The organism is Streptococcus oralis Uo5 (genome assembly GCF_000253155.1).
Lineage (GTDB): Bacteria > Bacillota > Bacilli > Lactobacillales > Streptococcaceae > Streptococcus > Streptococcus oralis_L.
This window is the reverse complement of sequence record NC_015291.1, coordinates 942242-957856: the sequence shown is the minus strand read 5'-3', so window position 1 is coordinate 957856 and position 15615 is coordinate 942242. Positions and strand designations below refer to the sequence as shown.

General features: G+C 36.7%; 15 protein-coding genes and 1 pseudogene. 1 reads left to right on the top strand and 15 read right to left on the bottom strand.

Features of this window, described 5'->3' with window-relative positions; translation table 11 throughout:
* Positions 1 to 111: 111 nt before the first annotated feature.
* The 14 genes and pseudogenes from SOR_RS04795 to eno form a co-directional block, all read right to left on the bottom strand.
* Positions 112 to 405, bottom strand: coding sequence for a hypothetical protein (locus tag SOR_RS04795; RefSeq protein WP_000448757.1), 294 nt, complete (start codon positions 403 to 405; stop codon positions 112 to 114).
* Positions 406 to 428: 23 nt separating this feature from the next.
* Positions 429 to 1121 carry a pyrimidine 5'-nucleotidase PynA gene (gene pynA, locus SOR_RS04790; protein WP_001146408.1) on the bottom strand — a complete coding sequence of 231 codons (693 nt, stop codon included), beginning with the start codon at positions 1119 to 1121 and terminating at the stop codon, positions 429 to 431.
* Positions 1122 to 1152: 31 nt separating this feature from the next.
* Positions 1153 to 1551 (bottom strand): annotated as a pseudogene (locus SOR_RS04785) (hypothetical protein); the annotation flags it as partial.
* Between the two features lie 346 nt (positions 1552 to 1897).
* Positions 1898 to 3880 carry an AlwI family type II restriction endonuclease gene (locus tag SOR_RS04780; RefSeq protein WP_000247594.1) on the bottom strand — a complete coding sequence of 661 codons (1983 nt, stop codon included), beginning with the start codon at positions 3878 to 3880 and terminating at the stop codon, positions 1898 to 1900.
* Entirely contained in the window at positions 3881 to 6049 is a 2169-nt protein-coding gene (locus tag SOR_RS04775) for a Dam family site-specific DNA-(adenine-N6)-methyltransferase (RefSeq protein ID WP_000157686.1), read from the bottom strand.
* 146 nt (positions 6050 to 6195) lie between these two features.
* Positions 6196 to 6531: a hypothetical protein gene (locus SOR_RS10335; protein ID WP_013670218.1), complete on the bottom strand. Its 336-nt coding sequence runs from the start codon at positions 6529 to 6531 to the stop codon at positions 6196 to 6198.
* Between the two features lie 133 nt (positions 6532 to 6664).
* Positions 6665 to 7207, bottom strand: coding sequence for a ClbS/DfsB family four-helix bundle protein (locus SOR_RS04765; RefSeq protein ID WP_001137901.1), 543 nt, complete (start codon positions 7205 to 7207; stop codon positions 6665 to 6667).
* A 126-nt stretch (positions 7208 to 7333) separates the two neighbouring features.
* Complete coding sequence (locus SOR_RS04760) at positions 7334 to 8248, bottom strand: cysteine peptidase family C39 domain-containing protein (protein ID WP_001178526.1); 915 nt, start codon at positions 8246 to 8248, stop codon at positions 7334 to 7336.
* Between the two features lie 155 nt (positions 8249 to 8403).
* Entirely contained in the window at positions 8404 to 8808 is a 405-nt protein-coding gene (locus SOR_RS04755) for a hypothetical protein (protein WP_013670217.1), read from the bottom strand.
* On the bottom strand, positions 8789 to 9700 hold the full coding sequence (locus tag SOR_RS04750; protein ID WP_000866189.1) for a phosphodiester glycosidase family protein: 912 nt from the start codon (positions 9698 to 9700) through the stop codon (positions 8789 to 8791). Before SOR_RS04750 ends, SOR_RS04755 begins: the two co-directional genes overlap by 20 nt.
* The gene (locus SOR_RS04745) at positions 9697 to 10740 is read right to left on the bottom strand and encodes a bifunctional glycosyltransferase family 2/GtrA family protein (protein ID WP_001108586.1); all 1044 of its coding nucleotides are present in this window, start codon (positions 10738 to 10740) and stop codon (positions 9697 to 9699) included. The genes SOR_RS04750 and SOR_RS04745 overlap by 4 nt, the downstream gene beginning before the upstream one ends.
* Before the next feature lie 191 nt (positions 10741 to 10931).
* Positions 10932 to 11768, bottom strand: coding sequence for an AraC family transcriptional regulator (locus SOR_RS04740; RefSeq protein ID WP_000972226.1), 837 nt, complete (start codon positions 11766 to 11768; stop codon positions 10932 to 10934).
* Between the two features lie 199 nt (positions 11769 to 11967).
* Positions 11968 to 12462, bottom strand: a complete 495-nt coding sequence (locus SOR_RS04735) for a YkgJ family cysteine cluster protein (protein WP_000031476.1) — start codon at positions 12460 to 12462, stop codon at positions 11968 to 11970.
* Between the two features lie 126 nt (positions 12463 to 12588).
* Positions 12589 to 13893: a surface-displayed alpha-enolase gene (eno, locus tag SOR_RS04730; protein ID WP_000022821.1), complete on the bottom strand. Its 1305-nt coding sequence runs from the start codon at positions 13891 to 13893 to the stop codon at positions 12589 to 12591.
* A 162-nt stretch (positions 13894 to 14055) separates the two neighbouring features.
* Between eno and SOR_RS04725 the strand changes: the two genes are divergently transcribed.
* Entirely contained in the window at positions 14056 to 14502 is a 447-nt protein-coding gene (locus SOR_RS04725; RefSeq protein WP_000129879.1) for a DUF1694 domain-containing protein, read from the top strand.
* On the opposite strand, the gene SOR_RS04720 is transcribed toward SOR_RS04725, so the two are convergent.
* A complete protein-coding gene (locus SOR_RS04720; RefSeq protein WP_000706406.1) occupies positions 14499 to 15614 on the bottom strand; it encodes a glycerate kinase in 1116 nt (371 codons plus the stop codon). The genes SOR_RS04725 and SOR_RS04720 overlap by 4 nt on opposite strands.
* Position 15615 lies beyond the last annotated feature (1 nt).

The window sequence follows — 15615 nt, the reverse complement described above, 5'->3', positions numbered from 1 at the left end:
CCTTTGTTTTTACTGCCTCTATTATAGCAAAAAGTGGCTATGGAAACCACTTTTTACAGTTCTTACATATACTGTTATCTATCCTACTATTTGACATGAGTGTTCACAGTATCAATCAGCCATTAAAAACTTTTCGATTGTTTCAATAGAATAGGAAAGTTGATTATTTACAGACTTCATCCGTTCAAAATTTGCGTCCATATAGTAGAGTTCAGATAAGCCACCCCTAGGAAGAAAGAGTGAATAGTGGATATTCATCTTCTCTCGAGTACTTAACTCTATATGATTGCTTATGAAATACTTTAACTCTTTTAACGAATTTACTTGAGCAACCACACCTTTTAACTGATACTGCTCAATGAGGTTTAGTAAGTTATCAATCTCTTCAATGACTTTTGTTTCCATATCATCCCCTCTTAGGAAAAGCACTACATAGCATCCAAACAATCCAGCAAGTCTTGGTAAGAATGAACTTCATAAGTTAGCTGAGCTTGTGTCTTGTTTTCCAGATGATAGGGATTGTACCAGACAGTATCGATCCCAGCATTATTGCCACCTTGAATATCAGCTGTTAGGGAATCTCCAATCATCAGCGTCTTTTCTTTACTAAATCCAGCAATCTGTTGACCAATTTTTTCATAAAATTGTGCGTCAGGCTTTTGTGTTTGTAATTGCTCGGAGATAAAGACTTGGTTAAAATAAGGTGCCAGACCCGATTGAGCCAAACGTCCCGTCTGAATGGCAGTGATTCCATTTGTCGCAGCGTACAGGTCATAATCACGCTCAATAAGACTGTCCAAAAGTTCATGAGCCCCCGAAAGAGTTTGCCCCTGCTGGGCGAGGTAAAATTGGTAACGCTGGGCAAGTAATGCACCGTCTTTCTCCAGCCCAAAATGGGCAAATAAACGAGAAAAGCGCGTGTTAACCAGTTCTTGTTTACTGATTTTCTTTTGCTCCAAGTCCTTCCAGAGAGCCTTGTTCATAGGAACGTAATAGTCTTTGTAGGCTTGGATATCCGCAACTCCTTCTTCTTTTAGAAGTTGCGTCAGAGCCACATCCTCAGCAGTATCAAAATCAAGCAAGGTGTGATCTAGATCAAAAAGTAGAAATTTGTAGGGCAATTTGAAGTTTTCCTTTCTAAGCTAAAACAAGTTACTTGTATTTATTAGGGAAATACTCTTTTTCCAACTGCCATAAATACTGGTCAATCTCTTTAAGATTAAATTCTTCTAATCCGTAGTATCCTCTAAAAGCAATAATTATATTTTTAAATTTTTGATAATCTTTTAGGTCTGAATTCTTAAATTTAGAAAATTTATCTGTTTTTCTAAAGTATTTCAATACCTTTTCTACATAGCTATCATAGATAGGGTATTCTTTAGGGTTATGATGGGAACAGTATTTGGTAGAAAAAGAATAGAACTTTCTAGTTACACCATTGATCGTAACACTTTGAATTTCATTGACTAAAGTTACATCACCTTGTCTCAACCTCTTGTCAATTTTAAGACTCAGAATATGCTCTGCAACTGGATAAACTGAAAAAATATCTTTAAAATCAATTGCACACTCTGGACTGTACACTAAAATAATATGCCTTATTTTGTTCTCATCAAATCTAACATCTAACTCTATGCCCGGAAAATAAAAAAATTTATTGGTTTACTTGAAATCGCATTATATTCATTGATATCAAATTTATTATGATTCGTAATCGCACATAATCCAACGTTATTTTCTTGAATTTTTTCTATGAATTTTTCTGCATCTATTACTCTCGACGCTCCATCACCTTTTTTACATTTTTGTGTATGTAAATGTATATCTTATTTTTTTCATTTTTGCTCTTCTCACAACCTTGTTTGATTCATATATTAATTTTGAAAGTTCATATTTTTTATGCCTCATACTCTCCCGTAGCCTCTTTTATCATCCCATCATGCCAATCTACAGTCTCTAATGGCATTTCATGGTATTTATCAAAGACTTCATACAAATACTTATACTTGATCTTATTTTCAATTATCTTCTTGAGAGAATCAGTATCCATTGATATAATCTTCATGCCTGTGATAGTCCCTTCATCTCTAGTATATGGAATTATCTTTCTATATCTAAAATCTGAAATCACATTTTTATCTAAGTGTGTGCTTACAAACAGGCTGTAATCAAATGGATTATTAAATCTAATCCTATAATCTCCTAAATGTCTTGAAACAGGCTCCATTTCCATTCTTCTTTGATTATTCCCATCTGCAAGCGTTGCTTCAAGCAATAATGAATGTTTCGGATAAGAAGTACAGGCTTCGTATTCATAAATGATATCTGCATAACCTCCAGCCGCATGTGTCTTAGGTAACAGATTAGCTTCTAATGACAATTTCATAAAATCCAATATATTTCCTTTTCTTTCGCTGACTTTGTACCAAATAATTCCTAATACATATTCGAAAATAGTTGGGATAGCCGCCTCGTCTGTTACTAGCTCTTCTATTCTCTTATCATTACGTTTCTCAAAACAATTTAACAATTCTACAAGTATGGAATCATTAAATTTTTTGTCTATTAAAGCATTGAATCTTCTGTAACGTTCATCGTTTACATATGCTGCCGCCTGTTCAGATGACTTGATTTTGATGCCTAAATCCGCACTTAATGTCTGATAAACCTTATTGATATCAACATCAAACGCACTTGAAATTTCAATCAATGTGATGCTCTGTGTTAATGTATCACATCTAGTAAAAGCTTCTGTATACAAATCTTCCATTATTTCTTTGAAAAAATATTTCGGGAGCATATCTAATTTGATTAGTTGATCTTCAAAGATTAAGGTATCTGTAATATTAAAATATCTTCGATTCAAATCAAAGTAATCCGATAAGGTTGCCATCGCTTTAAATACATGCAGATACTTAAAGAAAACCTCTTTTAATTCTCTTTCGCTTGAGCAATTTAAAAATGGACACGCAGACAAAATAGAGGATTTCCCATTTTTTCTTATTACACTAATGTTCGTTGTCCTAAATAATAAACTCCTCCATAATGTTCCGGGCTTTTGATTGATGCTCTTAGCAGAATTTAATAGTGCTTCATAATCATCCCCGTTATCAAGAAAGATTTTCTTAATATTCTCATACAATCTATAATAAGGCTTATCATAATTTCTGCTTTTTCGATTCATGCCAATGAGGCAAATCAATTCTTCATCAACTGCATGATCAATGAATTCTGAAAGTGCCTCTTGGTAATTCTCCATAACAATCAATCTTTCGTATATCACATCTTCTAATGTGATTTTTTCTTCCCTATATAGCCGGATGCTTTCGATAATTTCTTCAGCACTCTCTCTATCATTAATCAGAGGAATAAAATAAGTAAACTCATCATAAGTCAAAAAATCAAGTTCCAATAAAGTTTTTAAGGTAACCAAAAAAGGTCTTACAATATTGTTGTTCACATTTATCGTAGTCTTTAATAATTGCTTCAAATACACGAAGCTATCGCTGTCCAAATTAAAGAAATTATTGGTATCAAAAGCTCCTTCTCTTGCAATATTTAGAAGTTCTTTACCTGCATCTGTAATTAACCTATCCGGAGTAATCAAGCCTATATCAACTAAACCCGATGTTTTTTCTCTGGCGTCTTTATCTTTTCTTCTGGCATCTCCATATAGAAATTCTCGTTCTTTCATAAAATCATAATACTCTTCTTGCAGAGTATTATTCCAATTCCAAGCTGATTTAATTGATACAGTTTTATAAAATTCTTCTAATAACAATAATTGCTCTTCAATCTTTAAATTTAGTTTTGCAGTTCTAAAACTTGTAGTTCCTATAACCCAACAAAAACTTTGATATGGAATACTTTTATTTACCATTTACTCATTCCTCCAATCAACTGGATAATTAGTAATCAAAACTTCTTCAGACATACTATTCTTATTTTTTCTGTGATAACTGCTATTTGAATAACTTTTATTCAGATGATTGCAGTAATACCCCTTACTTTCAATCCAATTATATAAAATATCATTTCTTTTATTTTTACTTTCCAAAACATTAGACAAAGCAAAATTAAAGCCTTTTTCATTGGCTTCGTCCAAAAATTCAAGTAAAGCTTTTTCTTCTATTTCAGTCCACATTCCATTTTCATTATATGTTGCATTTGTAATCAAATAAGGTGGATCACAATAAATAAAAGTCTCCTGAGAAAAACCATCTAGCGAAATTTCTCTAAAATCCTTTTTCATAAACTGGACATCTTTACTTTTTAATTCTTCAGAAAATAATACAAGTTTACTTCTCATTTTGGAATTAAAATCTCTCTTACCTACCGGAAGATTAAAAAGTCCCTTTCGATTAAACCTAATCTGATTATTAAAAGAAAACACCATAAGTACATATAGCATTGGATAATCTATTTCTCCAGCAAGAACTTTAGCATTAAAATCATCTCTTAACTTGAGAAATCTTCCTTTATTGTATTTGGCTAAGCCTCTACTACTATCACAATCATAATAGGAATACCCATGTAATGATGTATTGGATAAATTATACGCCTCAATAATATTGTCTATTTGTTTTAATAAAGCATCAGTATTAGTGTCTTTTATAAATTCAATTAAATCTATCAAATTCTCATTCGTATCATTAAAAATAACTTTTGAAGAAGATGAATTTATTCCAACATTTCCTCCTCCGGCAAACAAATCTAAAAATACTTCCTTTTCATCAAATAAAGGTTGCAACTGTTCTAGCAACTTAAATTTTCCACCTGTATAATTAAACGGGCAAGGTATATTCATTTTCTTTTTTTCTTCGCTAAACACTTCACATAAAAATAGTCTTTCTTTATTATCTTTTATATCTGATTTCCCAGTCGAAAAACTCTTGTAGTCTGATTCAAATATAATAACTTTCCCCTTTTTACTAAGAATTCTCATAATATCTTCATCTGATATTTTCGCATTCGACCTATCATTTCCCTTGTCAGACATATTATTATATGAAAGTAAGATATACTTTGTATCAGCCCTTTCAATAAGTTCTTCAAATGCTTTTGTAGCCGTAATCATGCAGTAATCACTTTTAAGTGAAGCCCTATCCATCTTTCTTGCAACCCCATAAACTTCAGGTTTTTTCCATCTTGCCACATTTTCAAGTAAATGATATGCATCACAATACTGCCTTGAATTATATGGAGGATCCAAGTACAACAAATCACCCCTAATACTTTTAATAAGTTTATTTGCATCTAAGTTATAACAAATATTATTAGAATTTACCGTTTCTTCAGGTAATAAAACATTCAATACTAATTTTTTCTCAAAATCAACATTTTTTCTATATGCATCGTAGTGTCCAACTGTGTTTGCAATCTTATCCATTGCATATAGAAGCGATGTAATCAATATTGCATATTCCTTAAAATTTATTTCTTTATTTTTATACTTTGCCTCTATATCTTCTCTTATATATCCTATCTTGCTACAATCATCAGCAGAAAAGAATGTATCTGCAAAATTTTCTCGCATATAATTATTTTCTTTTGTTTTAACTTGATTATAGTCGTATATAAGCTCAATTATCTTTTTGCTTGAATATTTTTCATATCCAAACCATGCATAATTGGAAATATAATTACTATAAAGTAAATCATTTGTGATAAGCATTTTATCCTTAAAAGTATTCGCAACTGCACCGGTTCCACTAAATATGTCAATAACAATATTTACACCTTTACAATTTTCATCAACTGTTTTTCTTATAAAATCGGAAAGAGAATATTTATTTCCTAAATATCGTCTATTGTTTATGAATGACTGCTTTAGTCCTAATTTAGATATTAAAAAATCTGTGTCATCCTTATCCTGTAAACCATCTATCTGCAAAAATCTTTTTATAATTTCAACTGTATTTTCATCCCAAAAGTACCTTCCTGTATCACTTCCCGGGATTAAAATATTTTTTTTATCTATTAATTTATATAAATATGACTTAGAAATGTCTAATTCTTTTATTACATCAGTAACATTAAGACTTGCCATCTTTATTCCTCCTTGCCACATTTTAATCTATTTAGTAGACATTATAGCATATTTCACCCATTTTTTCTATATTTTTATTAAAAAATCAGATGCTATTTGCATCAAAAAATGGAGAGTATCAAATTTATAATACTCTCCATGTATCACTATAGCTCCATATCGTTACTCATACTATGACTCTGCTCAATTGTTTTATCTATTTTCCTTTTATATTTCTTAATTGCTCCAATAACTGATTCGTTTTTTTCTGTTTTATCCCTTCCAAGATACTTATTCATGTTATTTTTCAGATGTTCCAATTCCTCATACTGAGAGGCTAATGAATTATGTTTCTTGGTAAGGTCAAATTCCTTATGAGCATTTTTTCTGCTGCAAAGATGTGTGGTAACATAGATTTCATCATCGGTTTTATCTCCGTTACAGATGTAATCTATCGCCTTTTTAAGAGTTGTTTTAATCGGATGTATCTTTGTAACAGCCATTATCCTACCCACTCTATGACGGCCTTAAATTTTAATTTTTGTAGGATTCTAAAGCTAGAATAAATCAAAAATCACGAGAATGAAGCTATTCGTAGCTTAGAAGAACCTTTTCTAAACTTCATACTCACTTTAACTAGTAGGACTTACAATTTTTCTGATGAGCTTTAAGTTTTTTGATAGCCCAATCATAGTGACTGGAGGTGCTACTGACAAAGTAGGAACCTAGACTTGTCCCTCCCGTCCACTTATAGACACCTTTGTTAAAGAGTTGGTCATTGCTGAAGTCTTCCATCAACTCTAAAACCTCTTTATGTGATTTATTGAGGAGTTTGGTCGCTTCTTCTAAGGACGTTCTCTGGTGCTTTTTCCAAAAAGCGACATTCATTTCCCCATAAGTTTTCCAATTATAAGGCTCAGGGAGAAAAGGTCTCTCATGATCTGTTTGGTTAGAATGTACCCAGGTCAAAAGTAACTGCTGCCATTCATAGAGATGGATCAGGACATCCCGTAGATTTTTATCTCTTTTCCAGTGAGCTTCTTTTTTCTTTTGGTCTTTTGAAAAATCAAATGGAATCATCAACTCTTCCTGACTCAACTGAGAAATGAGGAGATTAAGTTTTTCATAGTTTTCCTTAGAGGCTAACACTAGCTCCTCTTTTGTTTTTGGTCTAGGCATAGGCGTTCTCCCTTCATTTTCTAGTAGGTTGAGGTATTTTCTTATTTCATTATACCATAATCAAAAAGCAGTTCTTCATTTTACGAACAACTGCTTTTACTAACTATTCTTTTATGCTTATAGTCACTACTTTACATATAAATCTTTAAAGAGACCGTCCACTTCTGCTATCTGATAGAGTAAGCGGGATAGTTCTTGGTAATCTTCTTTTAAACATGAAAGGTGGGCTTGACCAAATAGAGTAGCCAATTCTTCTTTTAACCTTGCTCCTTCTGGATCATGGTTTTTTAAGAACTTACTGAGGTAGAGATTTCGAACAGCTGCAAGTTTAAAGCTGAAATACTGATGCAATTGCTTTTGCTCCGTATTTAAGCCGTTTTCAGCAACTGCTTTTGCATAACATTCCAAAACACCGTTTTGACCATTCAGATATCGTTTTTTCATAACCCTCGCCGTTTCCTGATAGATTTCAGTCTGACTAGGACTCTTTACCTTCCTAAAATTTCCCCACATGGAGTAAGATCCACGCTTATAGTCAATAGCCTCCGCCTTCCAAGCTTCTAATATGTCATTAAAAGCAACCTTCATACAGGCAAAACCAGCTGGATCATGCAAATAGAGATACTGATCATCAATGTCATACACGGTTACGAAGTGATCCACACCATAAAGAATTGTGTGATTGGGATTGTAGGTCAGATGCCCCATATCAAGAGGTCCCAGTACGACAGGTCCATTGGACAGAAGTGTTTCCAACTTTCCTTTAACCTCTTCCAAATCTACTTCCAATCCATCCTTTAGATAGAAGTCCTCATAGTCAAACCCAAGTATTTTTAAGGAATGAGAGATGGAAAGGTCTGGCATTCCATTATCAAAGAATACTAGAGGGTGCTCCTCATCTTCCTTTACGATACTAGCGCCATTTCCCATCACCATAATTGCCTCTAAAAAATCTGCTTTAAAGTCATAACCATAGGTTTCTAGTGCCATTGCTAATGAATAGCTATAGCAAAGTGACACATCTCCAAAATACATCTGCATATTCATGCCTCCTTATCTTCTATGAGACTATTATACCGAGATAACGTCACTCATACCCCATTAAATCCAAACAAATAATATGGGGTTTTGTGATCTATAGGCATGAACTTCAACAAGAAAACTGGCTGTTTCTCTCAACAACCAGTTTTCAATTTTTAAGCTAATTCTTGACTGTTTTTCTTATGAAAGAAAAGCGAGACGATAGCCAAAATAGCAAAGCCTAGGCCAACATACCAGTAGGGCTGATCTAAGGTCGTTGAACGACCTGATAGATTGACAATTCCTCGAAAGAGCATTCCAGCCGTTAGGACTGCAACTGCCGAGTTCCACAAGTTTAGACTGAGTCGTGCTAAATTTGGAATGATTTTCAACAAAATTGCTAAAATGATACCTCCTACTAGAGGGACTACAAAGAGATAGTGCATATGAAGCGAGGTCTCCCCAAAACTAAAGGACTCGTAGATACGGCTAAATGCAAAGAAGAAAATAGTGAGAAGGCTATAGCCAACGAGTGTCTTTTTGAGGCGTTTGTTTTTGATTTTAGTAACCGATGTAGACAATATCACTCACCGCCCTTTCTGATATCTTGCTTCCACCTGTAGTCGGTTTATTGATTACCTGACCGTTAAAGTAGAGAGTTGAGGATCCACCACCATCAAGATTATAGGCTGTCTTCACTCCGTAGGATTTCATCACTTCTGCCATCTGGTAAAGTGACAAGCCCTTGCTTTCAGAAGTACGACCATCCGAAACGATGATGATGTAGTGATTTTCATCGATAATCCCGATAGCTGTACGAGGATTGGATGACATGGCCTGACCGACTTCTGTATTGGTATCAACAGATATTTCTCCATTCTCAACTAGAGACGGACCAAATGCCAGTAGATTGACGACACCATCCTGAACCAACTGATCGGCTGAAACTTGGTCCTCGTAGATGATTTTAAAGGAGCCGTCCTTGTAAATGGCAAGGTCACCGTTACTAGCGTCTTCACGGACACTGTCCCGATAGACAACTCCATTACGGATAACATAACCAGAACTATTGGCTCCATAGTAGTCACCGTTGACAGCTAGAATAGCATTGTTTTCAGCAGCCGTTACAGAGGTTTTAGCTGTGACGTTGGTTCCATAGGAGTTTTGAGCTAGAGCTGTTTTTAGATAATCCGATGAACTGAGGGTTATATCTGCCACATAGACTTGCGTTTCATTCACAGTCTTTTCAGTGAGGGTGACACTGATATTTCCATCTGAATAGCTAGTATCCGTCACTTGAGCATTTTTTGCTGCCTGACTTGCTGCTGCGGTGTTAGAGGTTGAGCCGGTATTAGATACAGTGGAAATCGTTTCAGAGAGTACAAAGGTTTTCAACATCGAATAGGTAAAGGAGCTTGTCAGGAGCAAGCCCAAGACCGAGGCGTATAGATAGGGTTTCTTTAAAACTTTCATAATGGGCTACAGGTCCTTTCTTTGAAAATAAAGCGAGTTTGAACTGTCCAAGAGAGAATAAAGAGCATGATTCCGACAAGAATTTTCGCAATCAGCAAATTGACTCCAAGACCTGAATTAAAGAGGCGAATCAGGATGGTGTCTAAGATAAAGAGGCCAACAGCTAGTCCAAAATAGCCTGATCCTGTTTTAAAACTGCTCGCCTTGTTCTTGAAGACCAATTTTTTGTTGGTAGAAAAGTTAAAGATGGAGCTAGTCACACGTGCCAAACCATTTGAGAGAAGAACACGCAGACCTGTCGGAATAAAGCTCAAGCATAGAATAGAGAGAGCGTAGACCACATAATCTACGATAAAACTACTAAAAGACGAGAGCGCAAACTTTAAAATATTTTTATAAATCATCAAGCCATCCCGAATAGGTCGGAAGTGAGAAGCCTCATTGTCGTTGATATAGACTGTTTCAATCGGAACATCTAAGATTGGGTAGACTTGACTTGCTTCGAGGAGCATGTTCATCTCGTATTCATACCGTTGTCCTTCTACCTTGAGCATAAAAGGGATCATATCCGTTGAAAAGGCACGTAATCCTGTCTGTGTGTCGGATACAGCGACACCCGTTTGCAGTTTAAACAAGATACGAGTCAAGCTATTTCCAAAGCGACTACGCAAGGGAACCTTGCCAGTAAAGGCACGGACACCAAGGACAAGTGTATTAGGATTTTCATTTGATTTGGTCAAGCTACGAAAGATGTCCCAGATCCTGTGCTGTCCATCTGCGTCTGCTGTAACCACAGTCCCTGGCTTATTGAGAGACTGAATGTGCTCAAAGGCTGTTTTCAGAGCTTGCCCTTTTCCTTGATTGACCTGGTGGCGAAGGACCGTCACAAAATCCTCCGCTTGAGCAAAAATGTCTTGGCATTCTGCCGAACTTCCATCATCAATGACAATGATGTAAAAATCGCTCTTATTGTGAATCTTTTCAATCAATTTGATGAGATTGTAGTCAGGTTCGTAAGCTGGGATAACTAGATAGTTCATATTTACACCTCTTTCTTTGATGATTGGAAAAGTATACAAGTAAATGCTTAAAAATTCCTTATACTTAAATTAAAGTAAAATCAGATTTATTGTTTTTCTCATAAATTCGTGCAATCAAAGAAAGAAAAACTCTGTAAAAGCTATCTTCTACAGAGTTCGATTTGCATCTTTATAAAATGTCAGAAAATGATCTAGTACTTAATCACTGGTATCCAGAGTTCCATTTGATAGTCAGGTGACGACATGTCACCTTCGGTATAGACTTCGAAGTCTGGTGAGCCTGAGTGGCGATAGCCTGTTTCAGGGAAAAAGACCTCCAAGACATATTTCCAAGCATTGTGAATGCTAGCTGGTATAGGGCCTTTGACTGGGACTATAGCATATTCAGCTTCTGCGATATCTTTGATGAACAGACCTAGTTCTTCTGCTTTAGCTTTATCCGTCACATCATAAGCAGCCATATAGTTGATGATTTCACCTTCTTTGACTTCCGAGCAGACACCGAAGGATTGGCCACTGCCTAGACTCTCTAGGCTTTCCAAGCTGTGATTGTTATAGAGATTCTCCCAAGCAGACGGGCATTTGCTATTGTCAATAGCTTCCAATAGGACACCTGCAATGGTAAATGCAGGCTTCTTTTGAATCTTGATATCCATGTTCTTTCCTCCTGTAATCTTTAAGGATAATTGAAGTCTAGGAAAAACCCGATAAGGTTTTCCATTTCGAACTTCTGAGGGTGTTGCCCCATGGAATTTCTTGAAGGCTGCGCTGAAGGAATCCGCAGATTCATAGCCGTACTTCATTGCTATGTCAATGACTTTCTCAGAGCCTTCCCGCAAGTCTGTCACAGCTTCTGACAACCTGCGATTGCGTAAGTATTCTGCTAAAGTCATATCTGCTAGGATGGAAAAAAGCCTGCTAAAGAGAGCATAAGAATAGCCTGATAGCTGCTGGAATTTCTGCAAATCCACTTCTGCGTCCAACTTACTTTCCAGATATTCCATGGTTCGATTGAATTGATGCATCATATTCTTTTTCACCTCACAAAAGATACTAAGACCGTTAAAAGCAAAGTGAAAATTGGAAAATTGACGGAGGGGCTCCTGCTCCGAAAAAATTTCATCTTTTTCACACAGCTTTTAGGCCGTGTTCAATTCTAACTATAGTCTAACAGATATAAGATACTTCCGCCCCAGAATTTTTGTACAAGATTTAAAGGTGTAAAATCTATAACTTATCTTTTAATTTCTCAACAAAGAGATAGGCTGCTGGGCAGGTCAAGGTATTCTTAATCGTCAAATGATTAATTTGATGGATCTTTTTCCGGTCTGTATGGGGGAACTCACGACAGGCCTTGGGACGAACATCATAGATAGAGCAGAGATTATCTCCTCCTAGAAAGGGGCAAGGCATGGATTTGAAAACCTTATCTCCATCTTCATCCACCTGCAGAAATTCCGCTTCAAAAGCTGGTAATTTCATCTTAAAGTACTTGGCAATACGGGTGATGTCTGCCTCTTTAAAGTCTGGTCCCAAAGTCTTGCAACAGTTGGCACAGGCAGTACAATCAATCTCAGCAAAGACTTCTTGGTGAATCTGCTGCGCAATCTTATCTAGATTCTTTGGTGGCTTTTTCTTTAGATTAGCTAACACTTTACGATGCTCCTTCTGCTTTTGCAGTGCTAGTTGGTGGTAATACTCAATATCAATCTCTTTAGACATAATTTCTTCCTAATACAAGTGTTTTTGTCTATTATACCATAAACACTGTCCCTTTTATGCCCCTCGAATAAAGAAAAAGCCCTTCGGAAAAAATCCGAGGGGCTAATAACGTTGTTAAATCAACGATTATTTTTTAAGGTTGTAGAATGATTTCAATCCACGGTATTCAGCTACTTCACCAAGTTGGTCTTCGATACGAAGCAATTGGTTGTATTTAGCGATACGGTCTGTACGTGAAAGTGAACCAGTCTTGATTTGTCCTGCGTTTGTTGCAACTGCGATATCAGCGATTGTTGAATCTTCAGTTTCACCTGAACGGTGTGATACAACGGCAGTGTAACCAGCTTCTTTCGCCATTTCGATAGCGTCGAATGTTTCAGTAAGAGTACCGATTTGGTTAACTTTGATAAGGATTGAGTTAGCAGCACCTTCTGCAATACCTTTTTCAAGGTAAGAAGTGTTTGTTACGAAGAAGTCGTCACCAACCAATTGAACTTTACCACCAAGACGTTCAGTAAGAGCTTTCCAACCGTCCCAGTCGTTTTCGTCCATACCATCTTCGATAGTGATGATTGGGTATTTGTTTACCAATTCTTCAAGGTAGTCGATTTGTTCTGCAGCAGTACGTACAGCAGCGCCTTCACCTTCGAATTTAGTGTAGTCGTAAACTTTACGTTCTTTATCGTAGAATTCTGATGAAGCACAGTCAAATCCGATAAATACGTCTTTACCAGGAACATATCCAGCAGCTTCGATCGCAGCAAGGATAGTTTCAACACCGTCTTCAGTTCCTTCGAAACGAGGAGCGAATCCACCTTCGTCACCTACGGCAGTTTCCAAACCACGTGATTTAAGGATTTTCTTAAGTGCGTGGAAGATTTCAGCACCCCAACGAAGAGCTTCTTTGAATGATGGTGCACCAGCAGGTACGATCATGAATTCTTGGAAAGCGATTGGAGCGTCAGAGTGAGAACCACCGTTGATGATGTTCATCATTGGAGTTGGAAGAACTTTAGTGTTGAATCCACCAAGGTAGCTGTAAAGTGGGATTTCAAGGTAGTCAGCAGCAGCACGAGCTACAGCGATAGACACACCAAGAATTGCGTTTGCACCCAATTTACCTTTATTAGGAGTACCGTCAAGTGCGATCATAGCACGGTCAATAGCTTGTTGGTCACGTACATCGTAGCCGATGATTGCTTCAGCAATGATGTTGTTTACGTTGTCAACAGCTTTTTGTGTACCAAGACCACCGTAACGAGATTTGTCACCATCGCGAAGTTCAACTGCTTCGTGTTCACCAGTAGAAGCTCCTGATGGAACCATACCACGTCCGAAAGCACCTGATTCAGTATAAACTTCTACTTCAAGTGTTGGGTTACCGCGTGAGTCTAGGACTTCGCGAGCGTAAACATCAGTAATAATTGACATTTTTTACTCTCCTTTGAGTTAAATTTTTTACACCTCTATGATACCTTAAAAATAAGCGTTTTTCAAGAAAAAACGTTATCTTTGTGCAAATTTTCCTTAACTTTATAAAGTAATCGCTTTCTTTTGTCTGTTTTCTTGCGATTTTTGTGATATACTGTTTTTATGACAGATATATCAAAACAACTACTAGAAAAAGCTCATGGTGGGCCGAAATTAAACCCAGATGAACAACGCCGCTATCTCGGGACTTTCGAGGAAAGAGTTCTTGGCTACGCTGATATTAATACTGCCAATAGTCCTGAATTAGAACATGGATTTTTCTCTATTTTAGAGGGTTTTCAAGAAAAGGTAGAGATACTTTTTGTGAAAATCTCACCAAGTATCGAGTTTGACAAACAGGTCTTTTACTTAAGACAAGCAAAGGAAAGCAACTGTCAGGCGACTATTGTTTCAGACGATCATATCACCTCTCCTTTCGGTCTTGTCATTCATACAAATGAACCTGTTCAAGTAGATGAAAAGGACCTCAGACTTGCTTTCTCAAGCCTCTGGGAGGAGAAAAAGACAGAGGTTCCTAAAAAATCTATCTGGAAAAAATGGTTTGGTTAATGATTTCTCAAATTTAACAAACGACCAATATTAGTAGCTGCGTGCTCCAAATAGAGACTTGCATTTTTCAGACTGTCTTCCAAAGGTTCACTTTTCTCTAGGATAGAGAATACTGCTTGTATATTTTCGAATGGTAGGGGAGGCAAATCCTCGGAAAGACTACCACAAATAGCAATAACAGGAACTCCGTTAGGGGTTCTTTTTGCTACTCCCATAGGAGCTTTTCCAACAAAGCTTTGACTGTCCAGTCTGCCTTCTCCAACGATAACTAAGTCAGCACCTGCAATCTTCCTGTCAAAGCCAATTAAATCCAAGCAAGTATCAATCCCAGATACGATACAGGCCTCAGCAAAGGCACAGAGCCCAGCCGCAATCCCACCGCCGGCTCCTGCTCCATTGAGAGACAGGGTTGATGGTGAAAATTTTTCATAGAACTCCTGTATAGCCAGATCTACTGTCTCAAACAAAGCAGGATCCAAGCCCTTTTGTTTTCCAAATGTATAGGTCGCCCCTTGATGACCACATAAAGGGCTCACGACATCTGCTAAAATGCGGATTTTCACATCTTCAGGAATCCTATACAACTCGCTGTCTGAAACTGACTCAAACTCAAGCAAAGTCTGACCGCAAGCTGGCAATTCTTTTCCATTCTTATCATAAAAGTGATAACCCAAAGCAGCTGCAATGCCAATGCCACCATCATTACTTGCCGTACCACCTACACCGATATAGATTTCTTTCATCTCTTGATCAACGAGATGGCGGATCAACTCTCCAATACCTCTAGTTTGAATGTGAAGAGGATTTCGTTTCTCCTGCGGAATCTTCCCAAGACCAACCAAATCAGCAACTTCAAAGAGCGCTATTTGACCTTTTTGAAAGTAGCGCATTGATTCTTTTTGGCCAAAAGGTCCTGTCACCTCTTGCCATTTTTCTTCGAGTTCAAGAGAATGTCGGATAGCGTCTACAGTTCCTTCCCCACCATCACCAACAGGACAGAACAGACATTCTACATCCGATATTGACTGTTCGAATCCTCTTTTCATAGCTTGAGCGACCTCTTCTGCCGTCAGACTTTCTTTAAAAGAATCGGGTGCAATTACAATTTTCATA

Excerpts from the sequence above, each read along its gene's own strand:
- SOR_RS04735 (WP_000031476.1), bottom strand. The coding sequence starts at position 12,462 with ATGTCTAAAGAGATTGATATTGAGTATTACCACCAACTAGCACTGCAA.
- SOR_RS04765 (WP_001137901.1), bottom strand. The coding sequence starts at position 7,207 with ATGCCTAGACCAAAAACAAAAGAGGAGCTAGTGTTAGCCTCTAAGGAA.
- SOR_RS04740 (WP_000972226.1), bottom strand. The coding sequence starts at position 11,768 with ATGATGCATCAATTCAATCGAACCATGGAATATCTGGAAAGTAAGTTG.
- SOR_RS04720 (WP_000706406.1), bottom strand. The coding sequence starts at position 15,614 with ATGAAAATTGTAATTGCACCCGATTCTTTTAAAGAAAGTCTGACGGCA.
- SOR_RS04725 (WP_000129879.1), top strand. The coding sequence starts at position 14,056 with ATGACAGATATATCAAAACAACTACTAGAAAAAGCTCATGGTGGGCCG.
- SOR_RS04795 (WP_000448757.1), bottom strand. The coding sequence starts at position 405 with ATGGAAACAAAAGTCATTGAAGAGATTGATAACTTACTAAACCTCATT.
- SOR_RS04750 (WP_000866189.1), bottom strand. The coding sequence starts at position 9,700 with ATGAAAGTTTTAAAGAAACCCTATCTATACGCCTCGGTCTTGGGCTTG.
- SOR_RS04775 (WP_000157686.1), bottom strand. The coding sequence starts at position 6,049 with ATGGCAAGTCTTAATGTTACTGATGTAATAAAAGAATTAGACATTTCT.
- SOR_RS04780 (WP_000247594.1), bottom strand. The coding sequence starts at position 3,880 with ATGGTAAATAAAAGTATTCCATATCAAAGTTTTTGTTGGGTTATAGGA.
- eno (WP_000022821.1), bottom strand. The coding sequence starts at position 13,893 with ATGTCAATTATTACTGATGTTTACGCTCGCGAAGTCCTAGACTCACGC.
- SOR_RS10335 (WP_013670218.1), bottom strand. The coding sequence starts at position 6,531 with ATGGCTGTTACAAAGATACATCCGATTAAAACAACTCTTAAAAAGGCG.
- SOR_RS04760 (WP_001178526.1), bottom strand. The coding sequence starts at position 8,248 with ATGCAGATGTATTTTGGAGATGTGTCACTTTGCTATAGCTATTCATTA.
- SOR_RS04745 (WP_001108586.1), bottom strand. The coding sequence starts at position 10,740 with ATGAACTATCTAGTTATCCCAGCTTACGAACCTGACTACAATCTCATC.